Annotated in this window: 26 protein-coding genes and 1 pseudogene; 9 read left to right on the plus strand and 18 right to left on the minus strand. The window is 62.3% G+C overall.

Going from position 1 to position 24,621, the window contains the following annotated elements:
• Positions 1-2: 2 nt before the first annotated feature.
• The 5 genes from M2397_RS27905 (at position 3) to nadS (ending at position 3,695) form a co-directional block, all read left to right on the plus strand.
• On the plus strand, positions 3-803 hold the full coding sequence (locus tag M2397_RS27905; protein WP_259244851.1) for an SDR family oxidoreductase: 801 nt from the start codon (positions 3-5) through the stop codon (positions 801-803).
• Between the two features lie 45 nt (positions 804-848).
• Positions 849-1,802, plus strand: a complete 954-nt coding sequence (locus M2397_RS27910; protein ID WP_259244852.1) for a sugar-binding transcriptional regulator — start codon at positions 849-851, stop codon at positions 1,800-1,802.
• 22 nt (positions 1,803-1,824) lie between these two features.
• Positions 1,825-2,748, plus strand: a complete 924-nt coding sequence (gene tal / locus M2397_RS27915) for a transaldolase (RefSeq protein ID WP_131699879.1) — start codon at positions 1,825-1,827, stop codon at positions 2,746-2,748.
• Between the two features lie 342 nt (positions 2,749-3,090).
• Complete coding sequence (locus tag M2397_RS27920) at positions 3,091-3,405, plus strand: type II toxin-antitoxin system RelE/ParE family toxin (protein ID WP_259244853.1); 315 nt, start codon at positions 3,091-3,093, stop codon at positions 3,403-3,405.
• 2 nt (positions 3,406-3,407) lie between these two features.
• Complete coding sequence (gene nadS, locus M2397_RS27925; protein ID WP_027607270.1) at positions 3,408-3,695, plus strand: NadS family protein; 288 nt, start codon at positions 3,408-3,410, stop codon at positions 3,693-3,695.
• Between the two features lie 23 nt (positions 3,696-3,718).
• Here the strand turns inward: nadS and M2397_RS27930 are convergent, their stop codons facing one another.
• Together M2397_RS27930 and M2397_RS27935 are read right to left on the minus strand one after the other, a co-directional pair.
• Positions 3,719-4,903, minus strand: coding sequence for a sugar transporter (locus M2397_RS27930; RefSeq protein ID WP_259244854.1), 1,185 nt, complete (start codon positions 4,901-4,903; stop codon positions 3,719-3,721).
• 265 nt (positions 4,904-5,168) lie between these two features.
• Entirely contained in the window at positions 5,169-6,167 is a 999-nt protein-coding gene (locus M2397_RS27935; protein WP_131699877.1) for a bile acid:sodium symporter family protein, read from the minus strand.
• Positions 6,168-6,252: 85 nt separating this feature from the next.
• Here M2397_RS27935 and M2397_RS27940 point away from each other — a divergent pair, with 85 nt between their 5' ends.
• Positions 6,253-7,041, plus strand: a complete 789-nt coding sequence (locus tag M2397_RS27940; protein ID WP_167656926.1) for a helix-turn-helix domain-containing protein — start codon at positions 6,253-6,255, stop codon at positions 7,039-7,041.
• Positions 7,042-7,310: 269 nt separating this feature from the next.
• Here M2397_RS27940 and M2397_RS27945 read toward each other — a convergent pair.
• Positions 7,311-7,576: pseudogene (locus tag M2397_RS27945) on the minus strand (sulfonate ABC transporter substrate-binding protein); the annotation flags it as partial.
• A gap of 128 nt (positions 7,577-7,704) precedes the next feature.
• Here M2397_RS27945 and M2397_RS27950 point away from each other — a divergent pair.
• Complete coding sequence (locus tag M2397_RS27950; protein ID WP_131699876.1) at positions 7,705-8,136, plus strand: hypothetical protein; 432 nt, start codon at positions 7,705-7,707, stop codon at positions 8,134-8,136.
• 9 nt (positions 8,137-8,145) lie between these two features.
• Here the strand turns inward: M2397_RS27950 and M2397_RS27955 are convergent, their stop codons facing one another.
• The 3 genes from M2397_RS27955 to M2397_RS27965 all read right to left on the minus strand — a co-directional run bounded on the left by M2397_RS27955 (position 8,146) and on the right by M2397_RS27965 (position 11,374).
• Positions 8,146-9,090: a class I SAM-dependent methyltransferase gene (locus tag M2397_RS27955; protein WP_259244855.1), complete on the minus strand. Its 945-nt coding sequence runs from the start codon at positions 9,088-9,090 to the stop codon at positions 8,146-8,148.
• 11 nt (positions 9,091-9,101) lie between these two features.
• Positions 9,102-10,475: an iron-containing redox enzyme family protein gene (locus M2397_RS27960; RefSeq protein ID WP_259244856.1), complete on the minus strand. Its 1,374-nt coding sequence runs from the start codon at positions 10,473-10,475 to the stop codon at positions 9,102-9,104.
• Positions 10,476-10,624: 149 nt separating this feature from the next.
• Positions 10,625-11,374: a glucose 1-dehydrogenase gene (locus tag M2397_RS27965; protein WP_131699873.1), complete on the minus strand. Its 750-nt coding sequence runs from the start codon at positions 11,372-11,374 to the stop codon at positions 10,625-10,627.
• A 144-nt stretch (positions 11,375-11,518) separates the two neighbouring features.
• Between M2397_RS27965 and M2397_RS27970 the strand changes: the two genes are divergently transcribed.
• Positions 11,519-12,379, plus strand: a complete 861-nt coding sequence (locus tag M2397_RS27970; protein WP_145338435.1) for an AraC family transcriptional regulator — start codon at positions 11,519-11,521, stop codon at positions 12,377-12,379.
• 24 nt (positions 12,380-12,403) lie between these two features.
• On the opposite strand, the gene M2397_RS27975 is transcribed toward M2397_RS27970, so the two are convergent.
• Genes M2397_RS27975 through M2397_RS27985 form a run of 3 tightly spaced genes read right to left on the minus strand, consistent with a single transcriptional unit; the run spans position 12,404 to position 14,539 of the window.
• Positions 12,404-13,381, minus strand: coding sequence for a trans-acting enoyl reductase family protein (locus M2397_RS27975; protein ID WP_259244857.1), 978 nt, complete (start codon positions 13,379-13,381; stop codon positions 12,404-12,406).
• The gene (locus M2397_RS27980; RefSeq protein WP_131699871.1) at positions 13,378-13,779 is read right to left on the minus strand and encodes a VOC family protein; all 402 of its coding nucleotides are present in this window, start codon (positions 13,777-13,779) and stop codon (positions 13,378-13,380) included. The genes M2397_RS27975 and M2397_RS27980 overlap by 4 nt, the downstream gene beginning before the upstream one ends.
• Before the next feature lie 16 nt (positions 13,780-13,795).
• Entirely contained in the window at positions 13,796-14,539 is a 744-nt protein-coding gene (locus tag M2397_RS27985) for an SDR family NAD(P)-dependent oxidoreductase (RefSeq protein ID WP_131699870.1), read from the minus strand.
• 138 nt (positions 14,540-14,677) lie between these two features.
• Between M2397_RS27985 and M2397_RS27990 the strand changes: the two genes are divergently transcribed.
• A complete protein-coding gene (locus M2397_RS27990) occupies positions 14,678-15,565 on the plus strand; it encodes an AraC family transcriptional regulator (RefSeq protein ID WP_178116806.1) in 888 nt (295 codons plus the stop codon).
• Positions 15,566-15,585: 20 nt separating this feature from the next.
• Here the strand turns inward: M2397_RS27990 and M2397_RS27995 are convergent, their stop codons facing one another.
• The 9 genes from M2397_RS27995 to M2397_RS28035 are packed head-to-tail and all read right to left on the minus strand — an operon-like array spanning position 15,586 to position 24,218.
• Positions 15,586-16,662 carry a chemotaxis response regulator protein-glutamate methylesterase gene (locus M2397_RS27995; protein WP_131699869.1) on the minus strand — a complete coding sequence of 359 codons (1,077 nt, stop codon included), beginning with the start codon at positions 16,660-16,662 and terminating at the stop codon, positions 15,586-15,588.
• Entirely contained in the window at positions 16,625-17,158 is a 534-nt protein-coding gene (cheD, locus tag M2397_RS28000; RefSeq protein WP_131699868.1) for a chemoreceptor glutamine deamidase CheD, read from the minus strand. Before cheD ends, M2397_RS27995 begins: the two co-directional genes overlap by 38 nt.
• Positions 17,155-17,964: a protein-glutamate O-methyltransferase CheR gene (locus M2397_RS28005; protein ID WP_131699867.1), complete on the minus strand. Its 810-nt coding sequence runs from the start codon at positions 17,962-17,964 to the stop codon at positions 17,155-17,157. Before M2397_RS28005 ends, cheD begins: the two co-directional genes overlap by 4 nt.
• A 9-nt stretch (positions 17,965-17,973) precedes the next feature.
• A complete protein-coding gene (locus M2397_RS28010) occupies positions 17,974-18,513 on the minus strand; it encodes a chemotaxis protein CheW (RefSeq protein WP_131699866.1) in 540 nt (179 codons plus the stop codon).
• Between the two features lie 36 nt (positions 18,514-18,549).
• Positions 18,550-20,208, minus strand: coding sequence for a methyl-accepting chemotaxis protein (locus tag M2397_RS28015; protein ID WP_131699865.1), 1,659 nt, complete (start codon positions 20,206-20,208; stop codon positions 18,550-18,552).
• Between the two features lie 29 nt (positions 20,209-20,237).
• A complete protein-coding gene (locus M2397_RS28020) occupies positions 20,238-22,274 on the minus strand; it encodes a chemotaxis protein CheA (protein ID WP_259244858.1) in 2,037 nt (678 codons plus the stop codon).
• Positions 22,275-22,314: 40 nt separating this feature from the next.
• Complete coding sequence (locus tag M2397_RS28025) at positions 22,315-22,602, minus strand: lipid asymmetry maintenance protein MlaB (RefSeq protein WP_259244859.1); 288 nt, start codon at positions 22,600-22,602, stop codon at positions 22,315-22,317.
• A 23-nt stretch (positions 22,603-22,625) separates the two neighbouring features.
• Positions 22,626-22,994, minus strand: a complete 369-nt coding sequence (locus tag M2397_RS28030; RefSeq protein ID WP_065873103.1) for a response regulator — start codon at positions 22,992-22,994, stop codon at positions 22,626-22,628.
• 9 nt (positions 22,995-23,003) lie between these two features.
• Positions 23,004-24,218 (minus strand): methyl-accepting chemotaxis protein, encoded by a 1,215-nt coding sequence (locus tag M2397_RS28035; RefSeq protein WP_145338430.1) that lies wholly within the window; start codon positions 24,216-24,218, stop codon positions 23,004-23,006.
• Positions 24,219-24,621: the final 403 nt, after the last annotated feature.

A 24,621-nucleotide genomic window follows, 5' to 3' on the forward strand; every position in this document is an offset into this window, starting at 1 on the left:
TCATGTCGCAACGTTTCAGCGGTAAAACCATCGTGATCACCGGCGCCTGCCGTGGCATTGGTGCCGGCATTGCCGAGCGCTTCGCCCAGGAAGGCGCCAACCTGGTGCTGGCCTCCAACGACCTGGAACGCGTGACGTTCACCGCCGACCAATTGGCCCGGGAATACAACGTCGACGCCCTGGCCCTGGGGATCGACGTGACAAGCGAAGCCGACATTGAAAAGCTCTACCGCGAAGGCCACTCGCGCTTCGGCAGTATCGACGTATCGGTACAGAACGCCGGCATCATCACCATCGACCACTACGACAAGATGCCCCGCGCCGACTTCGACAAGGTGCTGCAGGTCAACACCACTGGCGTCTGGCTGGGTTGCCGGGAAGCGGCCAAGTACATGGTCAAGCAAGGCAGCGGGCGCTTGATCAACACCTCGTCCGGCCAGGGCCGCCAGGGGTTTATCTACACCCCGCACTACGCCGCGAGCAAAATGGGCGTGATCGGCATCACCCAGAGCCTGGCGCTGGAATTGGCGCGGCACAACATCACCGTCAACGCGTTCTGCCCCGGCATCATCGAAAGCGAGATGTGGGACTACAACGACCGCGTGTGGGGCGAGATCCTCAGCACCGACGAAAAACGCTACGGCAAGGGTGAACTGATGGCCGAATGGGTCAAGAACATCCCCCTGCGCCGGGCCGGCAAGCCCTCGGATGTCGCCGGTCTGGTGGCCTTCCTGGCCTCGGATGACGCGGCCTACCTGACCGGCCAGGCGATCAATATCGACGGCGGCCTGATCATGTCGTAAGGGTTTGGTATCCTCACGGCCATTGTGTCAACAACCGAGGCTTTCATGAGCCAGATCGAAGAACAGCGCCTGATCACCAAGATCGCGAGCCTCTATTACGAAGAAGGGCTCAAGCAGTCCGAGATTTCCGCCCAGCTGGACCTGTCCCAATCCTTTATCAGTCGCGCCCTGCGCCGGGCGCTGCAGGAAGGCGTGGTGAAGATCAGCGTGATGCGCCTGCAAGGCCTGCACCTGGAGCTGGAAACCCAATTGCAACGCCGCTACGACGTGCGCCAGGTGATCGTGGTGGAAGCCACCGAGCCCGGCAACGATGAAAGCATCAAGCAAGCCATCGGCTCGGCGGCTGCGCATTACCTGGAGACCAGCCTGTCGCCCCAGGATCATATCGGTATTTCGTCGTGGAGCAGCACCATTCGCGCCATGGTCGGCCACTTGCATGCCCAGCCGGGCAAACAAGGCGCCCAGGAAGTGGTACAACTGTTGGGCGGCGTCGGCAACAAAGGCGCGTTTGAAGCCACCCTCCTCACCCAACGCCTGGCCACCCTGCTCAACTGCCCGGCGTTCCTGCTGCCGTCGCAAAGCATCGAGCAATCGGTGGAAAGCAAGCAACGCATCGTGCAGATGGAAGAGGTCAAGGAAGTGCTGCAACGCTTTGACAGTATCACCCTGGCGATCGTCGGCATCGGCGACCTGGAACCCTCGCAACTGCTGCGCAACAGCGGCAACTACTACACCGAGGACATGCTGCGCCTGCTGGCCGAGCGCGGTGCCGTCGGCGATATCTGCCTGCGTTACTTCGATACCCAGGGCAAGCCGGTGCTGGAAGAAGATGAAGAATTCGTGGTCTCGGTGGCGCTGCCCAAGTTGCGCAGTATCCACCGCGTGCTCGGCCTGGCCGGCGGGCTGAACAAGGTCCAGGCCATTCGTGGCGCGCTCAAGGGCGGCTACCTGGATATCCTGATCACCGACCTGGACACCGCACAGGCCCTCAACCAATAACCTTTTTTGGAGATTGCCGCTCATGACGTCCAAGCTCGAACAACTCAAGCAATTCACCACCGTGGTCTGCGACACCGGCGACCTCGAGGCCATCAGCCGCCTGCGGCCGGTGGACGCCACCACCAACCCGTCGCTGCTGCTCAAGGCCGCCGCCATCCCGGAATACGCCGAGCTGCTGCGCAATGCCGTCAACATAGCCAAAGGCGACGTCGGCCTGGCCTGCGACCACTTCGCGGTATCAGTCGGTGCCGGCATTTTGAAGGTGATTCCCGGGCGTATTTCCACCGAAGTCGACGCGCGCCTGTCCTTTGATGAAGACGCGCTGTGGGCCAAGGCCAACCAACTGATCGCCCTGTACGACCAGGCCGGTATCAGCCGCGACCGCGTGCTGATCAAACTGGCCTCCACCTGGGAAGGCATCCGCACTGCCGAGCGCCTGGAAAAAGCCGGCATCCAGACCAACCTCACCCTGCTGTTCTCCTTCGCGCAAGCCCAGGCCTGCGCCGATGCCGGGGTGTTCCTGATCTCGCCATTCGTGGGCCGCATCTACGACTGGTACCGCAAGAACACCGGCCTGGACTACACCGGTTCTGATGACCCAGGCGTGCAATCGGTGACGCGCATTTACAACTACTACAAGGCCAACCAGATCAACACCGTGGTCATGGGCGCAAGCTTCCGCACCCTCAGCCAGATCGAACAGCTGGCGGGTTGCGATCGCCTGACCATCAGCCCGGAGCTGCTGCAGAAGCTCGACGAAGACCAGGGCAAGCTGGCGCGCAAATTGGTCCCGGTGACCGAAGGCGAAGCGCGTCAACCAATGAACGAAGCGCAGTTCCGCTGGGCCTCGAATGAAGATGCGATGGCCACTGAGAAACTGGCGGAAGGGATTCGGCAGTTTGCACGGGATCAGGAGAAGTTGGAGGCGATGTTGGCAGCGCTGTAACGCGGGTACCGTGCAGGAGCAATCGGCGTAAACCGGTCGGCCCGTGCCCGGTGCGCTGAAATGCATGATGATCAGCATAAAGAAGAGTTGTTTGATTTTGGTTGCGCACGGCGCCAATGTTCAATTACAGGCGCTTTTCTAACGCCCGCGATTTCGTTCAAAGGCGGGCTGCGCAGGGACTTCTTCGCCAGTGCTGGGGCCTATACCCCGGTCAGCCAATCTTGGCTAATCCGCCGCAATCACCACTTACCCCATCTAAAACCTGCTTAAAACTGCTCAGATGATTCACACGAACGGGTGCATTAGCATTGTCGCCGAGTAAGTCAATGGCGTACATTTGCTATGATTTTTATTGAAACCCCAGTTTTCACCCGACGGGTAATGGAGCTCATGAATCACGATGCCTATCTCGGTCTTCAGGTAGCGTTGATGCTGAACCCCGACACTGGAGATTTGATCGAAGGAACGGGTGGCATTCGCAAGATCCGTGTCGCCTCAAAAGGCCACGGCAAACGTGGCGGTGCCAGAGTGATCTATTACCACTTCGTATCCGCTTCACGTATTGCGCTGTTGATGATTTACCCGAAAAACGAACAGCAAGACCTGACAAACGATGAACGCAAAGCGCTAAAAGCTGTCGTCGAACACTGGAGATAACCATGAGCAAATTCTTTGATGAGCTGATGGAAAGCGTGCAAGAAATGGATGAAATCGTCCGAGGCGAACGTCAACCCTCGCGTGAGTTCACCGTGAACGCGCTTCAAGTAAAAGAAATCCGCAAGGCAACCGGACTGACACAAGCGAAATTCGCCGCGATGATTGATGTTCATCTCGGCACCTTGCGCAACTGGGAACAAGGGCGAAGAGAACCGACAGGGCCGGCCAAAGCACTGCTAAGGGCCATTCACAATGACCCGGTACATGTTTTGAACGCACTGGCCCTTTAACCCAATAGGAACCGGCGGCGGATTCAGACGGCGGCGACACCCGTCCCAAACTTCCGAATCGCCAGGCAATACCCCACCAACGCCAGCGCCGCCAGCAACCCGCCCGCCGCGCCGACCCAGGCGAAGCCAAACTGGCTGCCGACCCAGCTGCCCATCAGGGCGCCGCCGCCGATGCCGATGTTGTAGATACCGGAGAACATCGCCATGGCCACGTCGGTGGCGTCCGGGGCCAGCACCAGCACCTTGGACTGCATGGCGAGGCCGAAGCCCATGATCGCCATGCCCCAGAACACGCTGAGGATCACCAGGTACGACTCGGCGCCGCTCAACGGCAGCATCAGCGCCAGGCACGCAGCCAGGATAAACACCGCGCCGACCACGAACAGGTGGGGATTGAAGCGGTGCACCAGGCTGAACAGCAGCGAGCCGATGATGCCCGCGCCGCCGAACACCAGCAGGATCAGGGTCACCGCGCTGCCGCTCATGCCGGCCACGCCTTCGACGAAGGGTTCGATGTAGCTGTAGGCAGTGAATTGCGCGGTCACGGTCATGGCGGTGAGCACGTACAGCGCCACCAGCGCCGGACGCTTGAACAGCAATGGCAGGCTGCGCAGGGAGCCGGAGTTCTGGCTCGGCAGCAGGGGCAAGGTGCGCGCCAGCCAGAACACCAGGGCGGCGGCGAACGCGCCGATCACCAGGAACGTGGTGCGCCAGCCCATGGCTTCGCCGAGCAGACGGCCCAAGGGGATGCCCAGCACCATCGCCAGAGACGTGCCGGTGGCGAGCAGGCCGAGGGCTTGCACCTGCTTGCCTTCCGGCGCCAGGCGTACCGCCAGGGAGGCGGTGATCGACCAGAACAGCGCATGGGACAAGGCAATACCGACGCGACTGACCATCAACAGGCCGAAACTGGTGGCCACGCTGGAGAGAATATGGCTGGCGATAAACATGCAGAACAGCACGATCAGCAACTTGCGCCGCTCGACGTTACGCGTCAGCAGCATCACCGGCAGCGAGGTCAGGGACACGATCCAGGCATAGATGGTGAGCATCAGGCCGACGCTGGACACGGGCATGTCGAAGCTGGCGCCAATGGCGCTGAGCAGGCCGACGGGGACGAATTCGGTGGTGTTGAACACAAAGGCGGCCAACGCCAGGGCGATGACCGGTTGCCAGTTGGCTTGGGGGGTTGCGGCTGAATGGCTCATTGAAGGGCGAGGTACTCTGGCGATGATCAAGCGGCCACCCAGGACAAGCGCCGCCGCTTGGCATTCTATAGGTTTCTCGGTCGCCTGTTGACGCTCATCCCCCTCAAAATACCCTCAGTTTTGTCACGGTAGGGTCACAGTCGCCAAGTGGTTCCCTGCCAGAATCGGCTGGCCAGCGCCATCCACCCGCACATAGCGCTGCTCCGGGCCACTGCGCGCATTTGTCGCACAACCTGGCTCGACGATGCTGCCCCTGGGTGATAGATCACGGATCCACCTGCCCCATCAGCGCCGGAATGCTTTCCGGCCGGTTGGCATAACGCTGCGCCAAGGCCGCACAGACCATCAACTGGATCTGGTGAAACAGCATCAACGGCAAAATCAGCACGCCCATGCTCGCCCCGGCGAACAGCACCTGGGCCATTGGCACCCCGGTGGCCAGGCTTTTCTTCGAGCCGCAGAACAGAATGGTGATGCGGTCTTCCTGGTTAAAGCCAAAGGCCTTGCCCAACAGCGTGGATGCCACCAGCACCAACGCCAGCAACACGCAGCAGGCCACCACCAGACCGCCCAGTTCCCACAGCGGGATCTGGTGCCAGATGCCCTCATTGACCGCTTCGCTGAATGCGCCGTACACCACCAGCAGGATCGAGCCCTGGTCGACGAACTTCAGCCAGGACTTATTACGGCCCACCCACGCGCCGATCCAGCGGCGGGCAATCTGCCCGGCGATAAACGGCAGCAGCAACTGCACGCTGATTTTCAGGATCGCATCGACGGTAGAGCTGCCTTCGCCGTGCACATTGAGCAACAGCGTCACCAGCAACGGTGTGAGGAAGATGCCGAACAGGCTGGAGGCCGCCGCGCTGCAAATCGCCGCCGGGATGTTGCCACGCGCCAGCGAAGTGAAGGCAATCGCCGACTGCACCGTGGCCGGCAAGGCGCAGAGGTATAGCATGCCCATGTACAGGTCTTTGCCGATCAGCGGCGACAACACCGGTTTGAGCGCCAGGCCCAACAGCGGGAACAGCACAAAGGTCAGGCTGAACACCAGCAGGTGCAGGCGCCAGTGACCAGCGCCGGCGACGATGGCCTGGCGCGACAGCTTGGCGCCGTGCAGGAAAAACAGCAGCGCGATGGCCAGGTTGGTGACCCAGCCGAAGGCCACGGCGGTCTGGCCGCTGGCGGGCAGCAGGGAAGCTAGGATCACCGTGGCGATCAGGGTCAGGGTGAAGTTGTCGGGCAGAAAACGGGGGCGAGTCATAAGCGAATCTTCCGGGGGTTGCCAAGAGCGTCATTGCGACTCTAACGTAACGGCTTGTTACCGACTAACGCCAATGAGCCAGTAAATGCCGCCTAAAGGACATGCCAATACCGTGCGCCGCAGTGTGCCTGGGCTCGCCAGCCTGCCACGGCCGGTGTATGGGCGCACTGAATCGCTGCCCAACCGCGCGCTGACCCGTCGGCACAGCCACCCGTGGGTGCAATTGTCCTACGCGATTTCCGGGGTGCTGGAGATCCAGACCAGCGCCGGCCGCTTCGTCGCTCCTCCCCAGCGGGCGGTGTGGATCCCGGCGGGCATGCCGCATCGGGTGTACAGCTCGCCCCATACGGAGATGCGCAGCCTGTACCTTGATTGCAGCGTCACCGCCTGGGCCTCGGAGCACTGTCACGTGTTGGAGGTGAGCAGTCTGTTGCGCGAGCTGATCAGCCGCTTCAGCGAGTTGCCGGTGGAATATGCCGAGGACGGCCCGGATGGGCGCTTGGCCCAGGTGGTGCTGGACCAGTTAGCGGCAGCGCCCCAGGTGGACCTGATGCTGCCCTTGCCGCTGGACCCGCGCCTGCGGCAAATCTACCGCAGCCTGAACCTGCACCCGGAACAGCAGACCACCCTCGGGCACTGGAGCCAGAAGCTGGGGGTCAGCGAGAAGACCCTGAGCCGGTTGTTCTTGCGTGACACGGGCCTGACGTTTCGGGCCTGGCGCCAGCGTTTAAGGCTATTGAGCGCCCTGCCCGCCCTGGAGCAAGGAGAACGGGTGACGGATGTGGCGTTGAACTGTGGCTATGAGTCCACCTCGGCGTTTATCAACGCGTTTCGGCAGCAGTTCGATGCCACACCGGGTGAGTTCTTCCGCTGACACTTCAAACGCTGAACGCCCGGCAGATAGGGCAACTGTGGCGAGCGGGCTTGTCCCGCGTTGGGCTGCGTAGCAGCCCCAGTAAGGAAGAACGCGGTGTATCAGACACTCGGTGGAGGCTGGTTTTGGGGCTGCTTCGCAGCCCAACGCGGGGCAAGCCCGCTCGCCACAGTTACAGTGTTCCTCCTTAACTGACCGGTATTAGGGCAAGCCCCCTCCCACAATGTTGACCGTATTTCCAATGGGGATCGACGTTCAGCTGCCGTCACGCCATGGGCCTCTTCAAAGAAGTGGTCCTTCCAGCTCGCCGCCTTGTTTTTCAGTACGCCCAATTCCTGCAATTTATCGGCATAGATAGAGGTACGCTGCGGCACGATGGTGAAGTCGATTCCGGGTCCTGGACGATTTTTTCCACCAGGTCCAACGGCAGCTTCGACTGCTCTACGCGGATATACGCCTTGGCCGCTGCGGGTTTGTCGGCCTTGATGATCTGCTCGGCTTCGACCAGCGCGGCGTAGAACGCCTGGTAGGTCTGTAGCGGCGTTTTTTTAGACAGCAAAAGAATATCGGAGTCTATTGTTATGCAAATACCCCCAAAACGACGCGTGGCTGTTATTGTGCCGCGCTTTGAAAAAACAGCCGCACACTGCGAGGACATGCACGTTGAACACTGACGAAAAAATGACCGGGGACCTGTTCGAGGTGGATAAGCGCCTGTCACTCAAACCCGTGGTGGACTTCAACAGCTACCTGCGCAGCGCCTTCGGCGACGGCCCGTGCACCTGCATACGTTGCACAGCCAGCGGCGGCGATGAGAGTGGCTACGCGTTCCAGCACACGTTCAGCTTCGACGGCAAACCGAGCCAGCGCCGCTTTGCCTCCACGGCGGGCAGTGATGTGTTGATGGCACTGAAAAAGGCCTGGTTGTCGTACACCAAGGCCGAGCTGCCTTCGACTGGCGTGCTGGCGCTGGAGACGGTGAAAGAGTTTATCGAACCGCAATTGCACAAGCGCCTGGCGCCGCTGTTTCTGGCCAGTGGGTTGGTCAAGGACGTGGACGGCGAGTTGCACCTGCAGCCACAAGCCACGGCCTGAACATCACCGTCAGCGCAAACGGGTGACGGTGAGTGCCACCACTGCGATCCGCTCCACACGCTCATAGCCGGGCTTGGCCAGTTCTTCGCCGAACACATCAGGGTCGAGTTCGCGGTAGGTCCAACCAAAGGCATCGCTGCCCAGCAACGGCTTGACGGCGGCCAGGAACGGGTCTTCCCCGGCGACAATCGCCACGCCGGTGTAGAGCACCAGGCTGCCGCCCAGGGCCAGGCGCCTAACGGCCTCGCCGGCGATGCGCACCGACAGTTGCTCGCCCAGTGCGCCGCCGCCATGCCGGTAGGCACGCTGGCGGTCATCATTCATGTAGGGCGGGTTGGCGACGATCAGGTCGAATGTTCCTTCGACGCTGCCGAGCACATCGCTGTGGTACGCGGTGACGTTCGCCAACCCGGCCAGCTCGGCATTCACCGCCGTCAGGCGCAACGCGCGCGGGTTGATGTCCACCGCCAGCACCTCGGCGTCAGGGCGCGCCCGGGCGACCACCAATGCGCCTACACCGGCACCGCAGCCAATGTCCACGGCGCGCTTGATCGGCTCGAAGCGCTGTTGCAAATGGGCTTCGATCAGTTGGGCAAATCGATAGCTGTCAGGCCCGAAAAACACCGCGTCCGCTTGCGTGGTGGGGTACGCCGAGTGGGCAAACAGCAGGTCGTCCAGGCTCGACCAACGCATCGCACTGCGCCACAGCGCATCGTGTTTTTCGACCACATCGGCCTGCTGCAGCTCCTCACGAAACGCATCGGGCAATAGCGCGCGGTCAAACGGCAGCGACCATCCGAATACATCGCGCAGGTCCCTCGCCAGCGGCGTCCCCATACGCTGAAAAAACCGTTCATGGGTCAAGGGCGTTGGTGTGATGAACCGGTAGCCATTTTCCTTCAACCCCCGCCCCAGGTTCAGCAGGGCGCGGTCGGCGAGTTGTTGTGCAGACATGGACAAACTCCTCAGCGCAGGCGCGCACGCAGTTGGATAAAACGGCGAGTGGCATACAACCCGGCAGGCATGCAGTGACGTCGCGCCGACAGCCACGGGATCAGCGCATTGAGCTGCTGCTCATCGGGCAGGTTCCACAGCGAATCCACCAGCGCCTGGGTGTCCGGATCGGACGGGCGATGCTGCGCGCGCGCGGAACGGCTGCCGCGTCCGGGCCGTACCGGGGCCACGCGTTGATCGCTGATCCAATCGCCCGCGATCCAGTCGTGCAGCACCTGTTTCTCATAGCCGCTGAACACACCGAACATCGCCGCACCGGCGCCTTCGATCAATTGCCAGAAGCGACTCTCGGCCGGATCCTGGTTGCGCTTGATCCAGCCCTTGTCTTCCAGGGCCTGGAGAAAGGCGCCGATCTGCCCCGGCCGAGCCAGCCATTGGTTGACAGTCTTGCCTTCGAAGCGGCAGTAATCCGAATGCATGTGCTGGCCGAACGTGCGCTTGCGCTCAAGCATGCCGACCACTTCGTCATTCAGGTTGAAGCCGTGGATAACGGCGGTGGTTCCTGGGCCGAGGTCATTCAGACAATACCCCTCGGCCACGCGACGGTAGAAGTCCTCCCTGCCCTCGCCCAATGGCAACAGGTTCAACACCGACTGCGCCGCCTTGCAGGCATGTCCGCTGCTCGCATTGTCGATGGTGACGTGGAGGGTGAAGTAATACGGGTCGATGCCCAGTTCGCTCAACTCATACGCCGTAATCAGCAAGTGCAAAGGCAACTGCTCATAGCCCAGGTTGTAGCCGATGATCTCCGGCAGGAAGTCGTCGGCGCACAGGCCCAGCGCCAGTTGCAGGGTGCCTTGCAGGTAGTGGTCATCCTCAAGGCCGGCGTCACTGTCGGCATCATGCTCGCTGAGTAATTTGCGGTAGATCACCACATGATTTTGCGCCGCTTCCCCGTCACCCAACTCCTCGAGGTAGGTGGTGAGCAGGCCGTCGAAGCGCGGGTCGTGCCAATAGCGCAGCAGGCCATTGAGCCAGGCACCGTCGACCTGTTTGGTCGGCGCCACGCGCTGCAGGAAATACAACGCATGGGCCTTGTTCTGGAAGTAACGACGCGGCTGGCCCTGCTGGCGTTGCTCAAGGTAATCGGCATAGGCCTGGGCGACGTCGGCGCAGCGCTGTTCGATCCAGGCGGGCAGTTGTTCAGGTATCTGGGGCAGCTCACCGGCTGCGGCGCGCACCTGCGCCAATTGTGTGCGTACAAATTCCCGCGCGGCCTCTTCAGCGCCGGCGGTTTCGCCATACAGTTGTTGGTACAACCGCTGGTACTGACCCAGCTGGGTGATGGAGGCCGGCTGGCCCGACAGCGCTGTAAGAAGCGTCATGATGGCAGTTTCCGCAAAGTCCGATACAACCAGGCCTCCCGACAAGGAGGCCCCGCAAGCGCGCTCAACACCACACGCGTCTAAAAGTGCAGAGCCTGCGAGCATGCGAAAAATTCAATCGGGGTTATGCGGGTGCGGATCAGTGGTCGTCAGTAGCCCACGCCACGTACGCCGCCCGAGGCACGGATCGACTCACCTGTGACCCAATGCGCCGCCTCGGAGGCCAGGAATACGGCCAGCGGCGCAATGTCCTCGGGCTCGCCGAAACGCCCCAGCGGCGTGCCGGCAATCAGCGACTGACCAAATTCGCCAGCGAAGTTGCCTTCGGTGGCAGGCGTATGGGTATGGCCAGGCAGGATCGAATTGACGCGAATACCGCGCGGTCCCAACTCACGGGCCAGGGCAAACGTCAGGGTATCCACCGCCCCCTTGGTGGCCGAATAGACGCTGGAGGCGAGGTACGGGTCGGTGCTGAGGATCGAGCTGATATTGATGATACTGCCGCCCTGCCCCAGCAACTTGACCGCCTCACGTACCGCCAGCAGGTAGCCCAGTACATTGAGGTTGAACTGCTTGTGAAAGGCCTCTTCAGTCAGGTCTTCAATCATCTGGAACACCGCCACGCCCGCGTTGTTGACCAGGATGTCGAGCCTGCCGTATTCGCTGCGCACCGTGTCGAACAGGCGTGTCACATCGGCAGCCTGGCTCATGTCGGCTCGCACGCCGAACGCAGTGCCACCGTGGGCGCGAATATGGGCGACCACCGCATCGGCGTCAGATTTGCTGTTGGCGTAATTGACCACCACCGTCGCCCCTGTTGCTGCCAGGGCCTTGGCGATACCGGCACCAATGCCTTTGGAGGCGCCAGTCACGACTGCGATTTTTCCATTGAGTGTCATAGCTGTTTTCCCAGGTTGAGTGATAGTGCTGACCCCCAGTATTCGGGCAAGGCCTGAAACGGCGGTTGCCGGTTTCTCTCCCATGCTTGCCTATTCTTCGCACGTGGCTTGCTTTGCGCTCCGGCACGGCTCATGGTCAGCGCCATGAACGACAACCTGAATGAACTGCGCCGTCTGGTGATGCGCGCAGAAAACACCTGGACCGACACCGGCCTGCCCCGCGTCGCCATGGTCCAGGCCGAAGCCTGCGCAGATCAGTTGTACCCGCCGATGGTGCACCTGGTGCTGCAAGGCTCGAAAACCCTCTCGATTGGCGATCAGATCTCGACGTGCGGGCCGTCCAGCTATTTTGTGGTGCCGGTGGAGGTACCCGCCACCGGCCAGGTCCACGCCGGTGCACCCGGCCTGTCCTACCTGGCACTCAGCCTGACCCTGGAGCCTGCGGTGATCGCGGCCGTGCTGGCGGATGAAGTCCCCCCCGACGAAAGCCTGGGCGCGCACCGGTTCGCGGCGGTGCAGGCCACCGACGAATTGCTGGATGCCTGGCTGCGCATGCTGCGCCTGATGGATCGGCCCAGCGAAGCGGCTGTGCTGGCACCCCTGATCGAACGGGAGATTGTGTTTCGCGTATTGCAGGGCCCGTTGCGCTCAACCCTGGTGCAAATGGCCCGCCCCGAAGGGCGCCTGGCGCAGATCCGGCGAGCCACCGCGTGGATTCGCGAGCACTACACCGAACCCTTTCGCGTGGAACCGCTGGCGGCCATGACGGACATGAGCGTCGCGGCGTTCTATCGGCACTTCAAGGCCGCGACCGCGATGACGCCGATTCAGTACCAGAAGCGCTTGCGCCTGTTGCGGGCGCGCTGGTTGCTGCTGTTCGACAGCCTGGATGCAGCGTCTATCGCGTTCCAGGTGGGCTATGAAAGCGCCTCGCAGTTCAGCCGCGAATACGCACGACTGTTTGGCCTGCCACCGATCAAGGACGCGGCGAGGTTCAAGGTCTAGCCCCCCACCGGTACTGCCTGGAAATTAAAAATCGCTGATGCGCGTGCCTGCAATCGTCTGGGCAAAGCCCACGCCAAACAGGTGTGCAGGGCTTTCAAAGCCGCTGCGGCGCTCACCGCCAAGCACCCGCCGCGCGGCTTCTACTGCGGCGAGGGGCGTGTAGCTGTAGCCATTGACGGTCTCGATCACCGAGCGCGCCACGCTGCCATCCGCGCCGGTCACTTCGGCGATGGCGCGGGCGCGATGGGCGTCACGCTCGACCTGTGTGGGGCCGTCGGGCAGTTGTGACAGGTCACCTTCGGGGAAGGCGTCGCCACTGATGTGCACGAACATCGCGATATCCGCGATCGCGGTGGAATGCCAGGCGGTCACCAGGTCGCCGAAGGACAGCGGCGCGCACAGCACCGGGCCATCGCCGAAGTCGAGTAACTGTGGCTGTGCGTCCGGGGTCGCGATCAGTTGGCCGTCGACCCTTGCCATAACGCCCGCGCCGATGATTTCGCCCACGCTCAGCGCCGAGCCTCGAGACATCGAGCCCGGCACTTGCAGGGCGATGCGCAACGATTGGGGCTGCCGCACGCGCTGGGCGACATGCATGGCCAGACAGTCGGTGGGCACGACGTCCCAGCCGACACCGGGCAGCAACATGACGCCGGCTGCGGCGGCGTCGCTGCCGAGTTGCTCGGCCAAGCGATAGACGTTGATCTCGGCGGTGATATCCAGGTAGTCGACCCCAGCCTTGATACAGGCCTGCATCAAGGTGTCCGCCGTGTGCGCGAAGGGCCCGGCGAAATTGAGCAGCACATCTATACCGTCCAAGGCGTCAGCGCTGGGCGCCTGCGCAGAGAAGACACGGTATTGCACCTCGAGTTGAGCGGCGAGGGGCGCCAGCCGTTCGGCATTGCGCCCGGCGATCACCAGGGCCAGGCCCAGTTTCTTGGCGTGTTCGGCGGCCATGCGTCCGGTGTAGCCGGTGGCGCCGTAGATCATCAAGGTCTTCATAGGGTGTGCTGCCAGTTCTTGTAGACGAATTCGAGGCTGTACCCGTCCGGGTCCAGTACGTTGGCGGCGTAGTAATTGGGGTCGTAGTGCAAGCGTGCTCCGGGTGCGCCGTTATCGCGGGCGCCATGGGCCAAAGCGGCGGCGTAGGCGGCCTCCACCTCGGCACGGCTGTTGGCGACGAACCCCACATGCACCGCGCGGCCATCGACCACACCTTCGCGCAGCCAGAAAAACATGCGGCCATGGGCACCGAAACCTTTGAGATCCGGGTGACCGGCAGGCCCGTCCTTGCCATCGAAGTCATGGCGAGCGGTGATGCCCAGGGGCGTCAGCGCGGCGGTGTAGAAACCCACGGAACGCGGGATGTCACTGACTGAAAGAAAGAGATGATCAAGCATGCGGTAGCCTCGCGATTCAAATGATGTAGCCGCCCGCGACCTCAATTGTCTGGGCATTGATCCAACGGCCTTCTTCCGACAGCAGCATGGCGATAACCCGTGCCACGTCTTCCGGTTCGCCTACACGGCCCAGGGCGGTTTGCCCGGCCAGCAGCGCTTCGAACTCATCGTTCAAGCCACCGCCCAGTTCGGTGCGGATGGCGCCGGGTGACACCGCGTTGGCGCGGATACGGCGCTCGCCGAATTCCTTGGCCATGTAGCGGGTGAGTACGTCGAGGCCGCCCTTGAAGGCGGCATATGGCGCCACACCGGCGGTAGCGACGCGGGTGGTGGCGCTGGTGAGGTTGACGATGCTGGCGTGTTCTTCCAGCAGCGGCAGCAGGGTCTGGGTGAGGAAGAACGGGCCCTTGAGATGGACGTTGAACAGGCCGTCGAATTGCGCTTCGGTCACGCTTTCAAGCGGGTTGAACAGGCCATAGCCGGCATTGTTGACCAGCCCGCCCAGGGTGTTTGCACCCCAGGTGCTACGCAGGGTCTGCACCACGGCGTCACGGAACGCTGCGAATGTGCCGGTAGCGCTGACGTCCAGTTGCAGCGCCGCCGCCTTGCCGCCTGCCGATTCGATGCGCTGGACCACCGCGAGTGCCGCCTCGGGGTTGCGGTTGTAAGTGAGGATCACGCCGTGACCTTGGCGGCCACACAGTTCGGCGGTACTGGCGCCGATGCCACGGCTGCCTCCGGTAATCACGATAACGCTCATGGCTTGCTCCACTGTCGAAAAGTTGAGTGACCACAATAGCCATCGCCCTACCCCGTGACGCAGCCGTTCCTACTCCAATCCTGCCTGTTTCTGCTTTTTGCTTGCGCAAGGTCTGCAGGAAGGCACAGCATGGCCAGCATGAATATTCAATTGATCGAACTGCGAGCCCTGGCCGCCAAGGCCGAAAACCGCCGCACCGAGACCGGTATCCCGCGGGTGGCGATGGTCCAGGGCGCGATTCCCGAGCATATGCTCGCGGCGGTGTATGACCCGATGATCAACCTGATCCTGCAGGGCAGCAAATCCCTGACCGTGGGCGATCGCACGTTGCACTACGACCCGGCGACGTATTTTGTGATGTCCATCGAGTTGCCCGCCGTGGGGGTGGTCAACCCGACGAGTACGGGCGAACCGTACCTGGCGGTCAGCCTGACCCTGGACCCGGCGGTGCTCACCACCTTGCTCAATGATCTGCCCGCGCCCAGCGGTCGCGGCGAACAGGACGCGGGGTTTTCAGTGGCGGCGGTGACGCCTGCGTTGATGGACGCCTGGGTGCGCATGCTGCGCCTGATGGGCGACCCGGTGGCCATCGCGGCCTTGGCGCCGGTGTATGAACGGGAAATCCTCTACCACGTGCTGCAAGGCCCCCATGGTTGGATGCTGCGGGAAATCGCCGCGCCGGATACCGCCATGGCGCGGGTCAGCCAGGCGATCCAGTGGATACGCCGGGACTACGCCGCCCCGATCCGGGTGGAGGCCTTGGCACAGAAGGCAGCGATGAGTGTTTCGGCGTTTCACCGGCACTTCAAGGCGGTGACCAACTTGAGCCCGTTGCAGTACCAGAAACGCGTGCGCCTGTTGAACGCGCGCACGTTGATGTTGGCCAGTGCGAGCAGCGTGACCAAGGCCGCGTTCGAAGTGGGGTATGAAAGCGCGACCCAGTTCAGCCGCGACTATGCGCGCGTCTTCGGGCTGCCGCCGGCGCGGGATACGGCGCGGATTCTGGCGCAGAGCAAAGGACAGTGAACACAGGCCAGCGCTCGATTTCACTTATACAAGATCGCCTGGTGGATATCCTCCAGCGCCATGATGCGTTGGGCAGCGTTGAGCTTGATAGCTTCCTTGGGCATGCCGAACACCACGCAACTGGCCTCGTCCTGGGCCACCGTGGCGGCTCCGGCCTCGAGCATCTCCTTGAGCCCGCGCGCGCCGTCGTCGCCCATGCCGGTCATGATGATGCCGGTGGCGTTCTTGCCGGCGAACTTGGCCACCGAGCGAAACAGCACATCCACTGATGGCCGGTGCCGGTTGACCAACGGCCCATCAATGACCTGCGCGTGATAATAGGCGCCGCTGCGGGTGACCATCAGGTGCTTGCCCCCAGGGGCGATCAGGGCCAGGCCAGGCAGGATGCGGTCGTTGTTGCGCGCTTCGCGCACCTCGACCTCGCATAAGCTATTGAGGCGTTCGGCAAACGAAGCGGTGAATTTTTCTGGCATGTGCTGCACGATCACCATGCCTGGGCACACCCTCGGCAATGCCGTCAGTACCGCCTCCAACGCTTGGGTGCCGCCGGTAGACGTGCCGATGGCGATGATACGTTCGGTGGTCTGTGCCATGGCATGGCCATTGGCGGCAGGCAGGATCGCATCCGCACTGAGCTTGCTGGCCGGGACCAGTGCCGGGCTGGCGCTGCGCTTGCCCAGGTTCCTGACGTTGGAATTCGCTGCGGCGCGGATCGCTGCCACCAGCTCGGCCGCCGACTCGATCAGGAAACTCTTCAACCCGGTACTGGGCTTGGTGATGATTTCCACAGCACCCGCCGACAGCGCCTGCAGGGAGGTTTCGGCGCCTTTCTGGGTCAGCGAGGAACAGATCACCACCGGTGTCGGCCGCTCGCTCATGATTTTCTTGAGAAAGGTGATGCCGTCCATGCGCGGCATTTCCACGTCCAGCACGATCACATCCGGCCATTCCCGGGCGAGTTTATCCATGGCGAAAATCGGGTCGGAGGCGGCGCCCATGACGTGAATATCCGGCGTATCGCTGAGGATCGCCAGCAGTACCTGGCGAACCACGGCCGAGTCATCGACCAGCAGTACACTGATTTTTTTGGTAGGCATCTTGTTGAATTATTCCCATTGGTTGGTGCCGGACCCAGACGTTGCCGTTCCACAGGTCGAACATGATCGTGCGGTAACCGGTACTGCCCATGTCCTGGGCTGTCAGGTGCAGGTGATAGTGCTCGGCCAGGGCCAGCGCTGCGCGAATATTCAGGCTGGCCACGTCCTGCGTTGGCAGGCGGCGCTGCTGCTCGGGAAACATCTTGCCGCCGCCGAACAACTTGACCTGGTAATCCTGTGCATACGTGCCATTGACCTTGGCGTGGAGCAGCAACAGTTCCAGGGCTTCGTCGGCATACCTGCCATCCAGGGGCTGATGGTCGCGCAGGCGCCCCGGCAGCATGAAGTGACACATGCCGCCGATCAGCCGTTGCGGGTGCCAGAAGGTGATCGCCACGCAGGAACCGAGCAAGGTGCGCAGGCGCGTCGACTGCGTCGCAAAGCTGACCTGCCCAGGGGCTAATACCACTTCGGCCGTACCGGCAGGCTTTTTCATGGCTTGCGGTAAATCGACGGTGCCACCAGCTTCAGGGTGTCATTGACGCCGTGGAGGCTTTCCGAGTGACTGATGATCAAGTAGCCGCCGGGTTTGAGCAGCGGCAGCAGGCGCGCGATTACCTGGCTCTTGGTCTGCTGGTCGAAATAAATCATCACGTTGCGCAGGAAGATCACCTCGAACTCACCCAGGGCCGGCAGCGCTTCGTTAAGGTTGACCTGGACAAAATTGACGCGGCTACGCAAGGCCTTGTCGATCAGCAAGGTGCCCTCCTGGCGACCAATGCCCTTGAGGCAGTACTTGGCCAGCAGCGGCTGGGGCAATGTCTCGGTGCGCTCCATGGAGTAATGGCCAGTGCGCGCCTTAGCCAGCACTTGGGAACTGATGTCCGAGCCGACCACTTCCCAGGGCGTGCTGCCAAGGCTCTCGGCCAGGGTCATCGCCAGGCTGTAGGGCTCTTCGCCCGAGGAACTGGCCGCGCTCCACACGCGAAACACCTTGCCCGGCGCGGCATGGGGCAGCACCTGCTGACGCAGGAAGTCGAAGTGCTTAGGCTCGCGAAAAAAATAGGTTTCGTTGGTGGTCAGCAAATCCAGCGCAACCTGCAGTTCGCCCTTGCGCTCACCATTCATGATCAACTTGAAATACTCACCATAGCTGTGCAGCTCATAGTGCTTGAGGCGCTTGAACAGGCGTCCGGCCACCAGGGCTTTCTTGGCCGGCGACAGGTTGATGCCGGCCGCGCGGTACAGCCAGGTCTGGAACTGACCGAATTCACGGTCGTCGATGGAGACGGTGTCTGGCATGGTCGGGTCTCAACGCGGGTCGAAGTCGAGGGCCGGCGCCTGGCCGGCCTCGGCGAGACTGGACATCTCATCGATGGACAGCACCTTGTCCACCTCCAGCACGATCACGAACTTGCCGTCGACCTTGGCCATGCCGCTGATGAAATCAGCGCGAATTCGCGCGCCGAAGTTGGGTGGCGGTTCGATCTGCGTGGCCGGGATCTCCCGCACGGCAGACACCGTATCGACCAGCAGCCCGATGTCCTGGGGCTGCCCATCCTCGGTACTCGCCTCGATGATGATCACGCAGGAGCGCCGCGTGATCGCCGAGTTGGCCCGCCCAAAGCGCGCCGACAGGTCGACCACCGGCACCACCGCGCCGCGCAGGTTGATCACCCCGCGCACAAAAGCCGGCATCATCGGCACCACGGTCAGGCTGCCGTATTCAATAATTTCCTTGATCCCCAGAATGCCGATGGCGAACATTTCGCCGCCGAGCATGAAGGTCAGGTACTGCGCATCCTCATCTACCGCCACCGCGGTCTGCCGAGTCGTCATTACTGCGCCCATGTCACTCTCCCTAGTAGGCCCGTATTGATCGTGGGATCAGAAGCGGGTGAAATCCGCTTCGTCCGGGGCACTGGCCATGGTGTAGGCGAACGCCTTGCGCTGCGCCGGTGTTTTTGGGCGTGGCGCCTGACGGTTGGGCTTGCTGCCCGGGCTGTCCACGCCGCTGCTTTGAACCGCGACCCTAGGCGCTGAATCCAGCACGAAGAAGCTCATGGCCTGTTGCAGTTGCTCGGCCTGGCTGCTCATTTCTTCGGCCGTGGCCGCCAGTTCCTCGCTGCTCGAGGCATTTTGCTGGGTGACCTGGTTGAGCTGGGTCATCGCGGTGTTGATCTGCGCGACACCGGCGGCCTGTTCCTCGGACGCGGCGCTGATTTCCTGCACAAGGTCGGACGTCTTGTTGATGGAAGGCACCATTTCGTCGAGCAACTTGCCGGCTTTCTCGGCCATGTCCACGCTGCTGGAGGACAGTTCACCGATTTCCTGGGCGGCTACCTGGCTGCGCTCAGCCAGCTTGCGCACTTCGGCGGCTACCACGGCGAACCCCTTGCCGTGCTCGCCGGCCCGAGCGGCCTCGATAGCGGCATTGAGCGCGAGCAGATTGGTCTGGTAGGCGATGTCATCGATGATGCTGATGCGCTGGGCGATTTTTTTCATCGCCACCACCGTCTGCTGGACCGATTCGCCACCCTCGGTGGCTTCCTTGGCGGCCTTGCTGGCCATGCCATCGGTGACCTTGGCGTTTTCGGTGTTCTGGTTGATGCTGGCGCTCATCTGCTCGACCGACGCACTGGTTTCCTCGACGCTGGCGGCTTGTTCACTGGTGGCCTGGCTCATCGATTGCGCGGTGGCGCTGACCTCCTCGGAGGCGCTGGCCAGGTTATCGGCGGCGTTACGCACTTCGCCGATGATATGCGCCAGCTTGCCGACCATGTTGCGCATTGCGTTGAGCACCATGCCGGTTTCATCTTTCCCACCGGGCTCGATGTGCGCGTTGAGGTTGCCTTCGGCCAATTGCTCGGCGGCGCTCGCGGCTTGGCGCAGCGGGCGGGAAATGATCCGCGCAATGAATACCGCCAGGCCCAGGCCGATCAACAGGGCCGCGCCCAATACTGCAATGATCGACACGCGTGAGCTTTCGTACAGCGCCGAGCCCTTGTCACCGGCGGCAGTGGCGCCAGCATCATTGATCTCGACCATTTTCTGCAGGCGAGTGGTCACCTCATCAAAATGGCTCCTGGACTCTCCCCTGAGCAAACCGCGCGCCTGGGCTTCCTGGTTCTGCCGGGACAACTCGAGCAACTGCTTGCTGGATGCCAGGTAGGCGTCCCAAGCGCTTTTCACGCTGGCCAGGAGCTGCCGATCTTCATCGTTCGAGAGCAATTGCTCGTAGGTGCCCATGCGGGTTTCGAACTGTTGGCGCGCATCGCTGGCTTCGCGTTCGGCCTGGGCCTTCTCCTCGGCAATCTCGGTACCGATGTGGTTGTTTTCTTTCAAGCGGTAGTTGGCGGCAAAAAAACGCATGCCTGCCGCCGCACGCATGGAGGGCATCCAGTTGCCCTTGATGTCCTGGGCGGCCTGGTTGACGGCACCGAGCTGAAGGATGGCGAAGCCACCCATAGCCCCGGTGAGTGCCAGGACCACCAGGAACGAGCTGATCAACTTGGTGGAAATTTTAAGATCGTAGAACCATTTCATCGGGGAACCTCCATGGAATTGCAGATACGTCAGCGGGCGACGACCGGTAGCGACTGAGGCGCCTGGGTCGTGCGGGCTTCCAGTTGTACGATTTGGTTGAGCAGTGCCGGTACATCCAGGATCAGGGCCACCGCGCCGCTGCCCAATATGGTCGAGCCGCTGATGCCGCGCAGTGCGCCGAACAACTTGCCCAAGGGTTTGATCACGGTCTGAAACTCACCGAGCAGGTCATCCACCACCAGCCCGGCCTTATGCTCGGCGTAGCGCACCACCACCACATTCTGGCGTCGGGCAACGGGGCCTTCATGGCTGAAGTGGTCACGCAGGTGCACCAGCGGCAACACCTCGCCACGCAGGTCCAGATAGCCCGTGTCGCGGCTGGACTGGCGCTGGTGTTCATCCAGCTCGATACATTCCTGGACCATGTCCAGCGGAATCACGTAGGTGGATTGGTCGATGCCGACCAGGAACCCATTGATGATCGCCAGGGTCAGCGGCAAGCGAATGCGCACCACGGTGCCCTGGCCGGGGCGGCTGTCGAGGTCGACGGTGCCGCGCAACAGGGTGATATTGCGCTTGACCACGTCCATACCGACGCCGCGCCCGGACAGGTTGGTCACCGCCTCGGCGGTGGAGAAACCCGCTTCGAAGATCAGGTTGTAGATCTCCTGGTCGGTGAGCACCGCACCGCTGGCCACCAGCCCGCGTTCCTGGGCCTTTTGCAGGATGCGTTCGCGGTTGAGCCCGGCGCCGTCGTCGGCGATCTCGATGACGATGCTCCCCGAGTCGTGGTAGGCATTGAGGCTCAGGTGGCCCTTGGCCGACTTGCCGGCCGCACGCCGCGCATCGGCGCTTTCGATACCGTGGTCCATGGCGTTGCGCAACAGGTGCATCAGCGGGTCGCCGATCTTCTCGACCACGGTCTTGTCCAGTTCGGTTTCCGCGCCGCTGATGATCAGTTCGATGTCCTTGCCCAGCTCCTGGCTGATATCGCGCACCACGCGGCGGAAGCGGTTGAACGTGTCGCCGATGGGGATCATGCGCAAATGCAGGGCGCCATCGAGGATCTCTTCCACCAGACCCGATACCGTCGAGGAGGCCTCTTGCAAGGGGTCGTTGTTACAGGATCGGGCCAACAGGCTCGCGCCGGCGCTGGCGATGACCAGCTCGCCAACCAGATTGATCAACTCGTCGAGCTTGTCGGCGTTGACGCGCACGTAATTGCCGTCGCGGGTTTTCGCCTCGCCGGCTGCCGGCCGCTGCGGTGCGGCCGTCACAATGCCTGGCTCGGCCTGCGTGACCGGGTCGCCAGAGACGGCCGCCGTGCTGGCGGGCGCTTCGTCGACGGCACTGATGTGCACTTCACAGTCGTCACGCACAAAGTCGAACACTTCGTTGAGGGTGGCGTGGCTGGCCGTCGAGCGCAGGTCGATCTCAAAACCCAGGTAGCAGCTTTCCGGGTCCCAACTGTCCATGGGCGGGATGCTGTCGGTCAGGGTGGTGACCTGCATCATCTGCCCCAAGGTCTCGAGGTAGCGCAGAAATGACAGCGGGTCCATGCCATTACGGAACACATCCACGCCGAAGCGCAGGGAGATGTGCCAGAGCACTTCGACCGCCGCGTCGTCGGCCACCTCAGCGGTTTCGACTCTGGCAGTGGCGGTTCGCATCGGCTGATAGGCACTCAGCGCCTCGCGCAATGCCTCACCGCGCTCCAAAGCGGCAGGCGTCGGCACCTCACCGCGGTTGGCGACTACTTCGACCAGTTCGAGCATGTGGTCGCCGCACTTGAGCAGCAGCGCGATCAATGCGGCGTCCACCGCCACATTGCCTTCGCGCAGGCGGTCAAGCACGTCTTCGACGATATGCGTGAACCCCACGATCGACGCCAGACCGAAAAGGCCCGCCGAACCCTTGATGGTGTGCGCGGCACGGAAAATCGCGCCGATGGCATCCTGGTCGCCGGGCTCGCTTTCCAATTGCAGCAGGGATTGCTCCATGGCCTGCAACAGCTCGCGAGCCTCTACGATGAATGTCTGCTGTGCCTGATCGAGATTGATGCTCACCGTGACTTTCCTTGTCGATCAAAAAACGTGGGGGCGCTGACTATGAGGCCGCGCTGCGACACAGTTGGAGCGCCTGCATGACTACCTGGCTCTGGCCGGTCACGCTCAAGGCGGTACCGGCGATGCCGGCTCCACGCCGGATGACCGCGAGCAACTGCAGGCCGGCGCCATCCATTTCCGTGACCTCTGACAGGTCCAGCTCCAGGCGTGGCGCCGCGCCCATCTGCGGCAGCAGCGCAGCCGCCAGTTCCGCTACGGTGTAGATCGTAAGCTCGCCGTCAATGCGCACGCGCGCAGTGTCGTCGACTGTTTCAGTGGTTATCGGCATGGGAGCCTCCCTGGCGCCGGGGATCAGGGCAGGATCAGTTTAGACACGGCTGCCAACATCTGCGCAGGCTGGAACGGCTTGACCACCCAGGCCTTGGCGCCGGCGGCCTGGCCCTCGGCCTTCTTCGACTCCTGGGACTCGGTGGTCAGCATGATGATCGGGGTGAACTTGTAGTTGGCCAGCTTCTTGACCTCCTTGACGAAGGTGATGCCGTCCATGTTGGGCATGTTCACGTCGCTGATGATCAGGTGCACTTTCTGCCCGGTCAGCTTGCCCAGGGCATCCTTGCCGTCGCTGGCCTCGATGACGTCGTAACCGGCGCTTTTCAAGGCTATGCCGACCACTTGCCGCACGCTGCTGGAGTCGTCGACCACTAATACATTCTTCGCCATGATGTGCTCCTAAAAGAAGGTGATGTCTTGAGAATTCTGCTGTACGGCCGCCTCTCCATGATGGAGGCGCCGCTGCTCGTCGGTGGCGTAGGTGGCTTCCATGCGCGCCAGCCATTGGCGGGCGTCGACGGCCACCGGCTGGTCCGGGGCCTGGCTGGCCTGCAGGAGGTGCTCATGCAGGGCGTGCATGTTGTCTCGCACGTGGCTGAGGATCTGGCTGACCCGGTCCTGGAATTGCAGGTTGACCAGCACCTCGGTCATCTCATCCCGGATCCCGTAGCTTTCCTGCTTGAGCAGGTCGGCGGATTCGGCCAGGCGCCCGGTAATGTTCTGGAAGCGTGCGAGCACCACTTGAATACTGTTTTCGGACTCGGCCACCGAATGGCTGTCCTGGTCGGCACTGCTGGACGCGGCCTGGACCAATTGCGTAATGGCGTTATTGATGATGTCGACCTTGGCCGACATCTGCTGGCCGGTTTCACTGGATTTGCTCGACAGGCTGCGCACCGCGTCGGCCACCACCGCAAAGCCGCGACCGGCCTCACCGGCACGCGCCGCCTCGATGGCTGCGTTGAGGGCCAGCAGGTTGGTTTGTGCGGCAATCGCCGCCACATCAGCGGCCATGGTGCGCAGTTCGCCGGTGTAGGCGGTAAGGCTGCGAACCTGGGCCAGGGTTTGGTCACGGCTGGTTTGAGTGGCCTTGAGCGAGTTGATTACCTGGCTCAACTCGCTGTCACTGCGTGCCAGCACCTCAAGTGCGCCGTCGGCGGCCTGCCCATCCAGTTCGCCGGCTGCGTGCTGCGAGGCTTGTACCGTTTCCTGCAATCGCGTGGCGATCCCGGTGAAACGGTTGGCCAGGCTCACAATCGCTTCTTCGGTCTGATGGCGCGAGCTTTCCACCTGCTTGGCCCAGATGGGCATGGCGCCGAGCAACACCTCATCGAGCTGTGCACGAGAGGCCATGCCGTTGTGCGCCGCGTCTGCATCTGACTGATCCGCCTGCGCCCGCGCAATCGCCCGCAGCATGGCGTTGCGCTGCGAAGCCGCGCTCCAGGCACAGGCACCGAGGCCGATCAGCACCAGTACCGCGCAGGCCAACAGATTGGCCGGCGAAGTTGATTGCACGAGTATCCACAAAACGGCAGGCACGACCGGGATCAAAGCGAACCAGCGAAAACGTGGATAAACGGGAAGAGGCATGCTGCTGGAATGGCGCTGGGGCATGAGTTCGATCCTTGAACGTTGTTGCGGATGTAAGTGACATAGTTGTTATCTGCGCTGTAACTCGCAACTTGAGGCGACTTAGGTGCCTTCCGTCTGGTTTATGACCGGTGGGTGACAGGCCTGGCAGTCCTGGAGCCTTGTTGCTGAAGGATCAGCGGTGGTTTACGGAACAGGGGGGTTGTTGCAGCGCTGGCTAGCGAGTCTGTCTTTCGGGCTGAGAAATCTCTTTGTGGTGAGGGAGCTTGTTTCCGTGGCGGCCTTCGGGCCGACCGCTTTTTGGGGTTTGGGTGAGTACATATCCGTTGCTACGGTAACGGCGGCTATGGGTTCCGCCCTTACGGCGGGTCACTTTGGAAAAGCCCCAAAGTAACCAAAGGGCTCTTGCCCCACCACTCGGTACCTC

This window comes from Pseudomonas sp. BIGb0381, assembly GCF_024809815.1.
Taxonomy (GTDB): domain Bacteria; phylum Pseudomonadota; class Gammaproteobacteria; order Pseudomonadales; family Pseudomonadaceae; genus Aquipseudomonas.

Coding starts and splice junctions, on each gene's coding strand:
- nadS (WP_027607270.1), top strand. CDS start 3,408: ATGAGCAAATTCTTTGATGAGCTGATGGAAAGCGTGCAAGAAATGGAT.
- M2397_RS28010 (WP_131699866.1), bottom strand. CDS start 18,513: ATGGGCGCAGTAATGACGACTCGGCAGACCGCGGTGGCGGTAGATGAG.
- M2397_RS27955 (WP_259244855.1), bottom strand. CDS start 9,090: ATGTCTGCACAACAACTCGCCGACCGCGCCCTGCTGAACCTGGGGCGG.
- cheD (WP_131699868.1), bottom strand. CDS start 17,158: ATGAAAAAGCCTGCCGGTACGGCCGAAGTGGTATTAGCCCCTGGGCAG.
- M2397_RS27940 (WP_167656926.1), top strand. CDS start 6,253: ATGCCGCCTAAAGGACATGCCAATACCGTGCGCCGCAGTGTGCCTGGG.
- M2397_RS27960 (WP_259244856.1), bottom strand. CDS start 10,475: ATGACGCTTCTTACAGCGCTGTCGGGCCAGCCGGCCTCCATCACCCAG.
- M2397_RS27980 (WP_131699871.1), bottom strand. CDS start 13,779: ATGCTTGATCATCTCTTTCTTTCAGTCAGTGACATCCCGCGTTCCGTG.
- M2397_RS27970 (WP_145338435.1), top strand. CDS start 11,519: ATGAACGACAACCTGAATGAACTGCGCCGTCTGGTGATGCGCGCAGAA.
- M2397_RS28035 (WP_145338430.1), bottom strand. CDS start 24,218: ATGCCCCAGCGCCATTCCAGCAGCATGCCTCTTCCCGTTTATCCACGT.
- M2397_RS27905 (WP_259244851.1), top strand. CDS start 3: ATGTCGCAACGTTTCAGCGGTAAAACCATCGTGATCACCGGCGCCTGC.
- M2397_RS28005 (WP_131699867.1), bottom strand. CDS start 17,964: ATGCCAGACACCGTCTCCATCGACGACCGTGAATTCGGTCAGTTCCAG.
- M2397_RS28015 (WP_131699865.1), bottom strand. CDS start 20,208: ATGAAATGGTTCTACGATCTTAAAATTTCCACCAAGTTGATCAGCTCG.
- M2397_RS28030 (WP_065873103.1), bottom strand. CDS start 22,994: ATGGCGAAGAATGTATTAGTGGTCGACGACTCCAGCAGCGTGCGGCAA.
- M2397_RS27965 (WP_131699873.1), bottom strand. CDS start 11,374: ATGACACTCAATGGAAAAATCGCAGTCGTGACTGGCGCCTCCAAAGGC.
- M2397_RS27985 (WP_131699870.1), bottom strand. CDS start 14,539: ATGAGCGTTATCGTGATTACCGGAGGCAGCCGTGGCATCGGCGCCAGT.
- M2397_RS27975 (WP_259244857.1), bottom strand. CDS start 13,381: ATGAAGACCTTGATGATCTACGGCGCCACCGGCTACACCGGACGCATG.
- M2397_RS27935 (WP_131699877.1), bottom strand. CDS start 6,167: ATGACTCGCCCCCGTTTTCTGCCCGACAACTTCACCCTGACCCTGATC.
- M2397_RS27930 (WP_259244854.1), bottom strand. CDS start 4,903: ATGAGCCATTCAGCCGCAACCCCCCAAGCCAACTGGCAACCGGTCATC.
- M2397_RS28025 (WP_259244859.1), bottom strand. CDS start 22,602: ATGCCGATAACCACTGAAACAGTCGACGACACTGCGCGCGTGCGCATT.
- M2397_RS27920 (WP_259244853.1), top strand. CDS start 3,091: ATGATTTTTATTGAAACCCCAGTTTTCACCCGACGGGTAATGGAGCTC.
- M2397_RS27990 (WP_178116806.1), top strand. CDS start 14,678: ATGAATATTCAATTGATCGAACTGCGAGCCCTGGCCGCCAAGGCCGAA.
- M2397_RS27910 (WP_259244852.1), top strand. CDS start 849: ATGAGCCAGATCGAAGAACAGCGCCTGATCACCAAGATCGCGAGCCTC.
- tal (WP_131699879.1), top strand. CDS start 1,825: ATGACGTCCAAGCTCGAACAACTCAAGCAATTCACCACCGTGGTCTGC.
- M2397_RS27995 (WP_131699869.1), bottom strand. CDS start 16,662: ATGCCTACCAAAAAAATCAGTGTACTGCTGGTCGATGACTCGGCCGTG.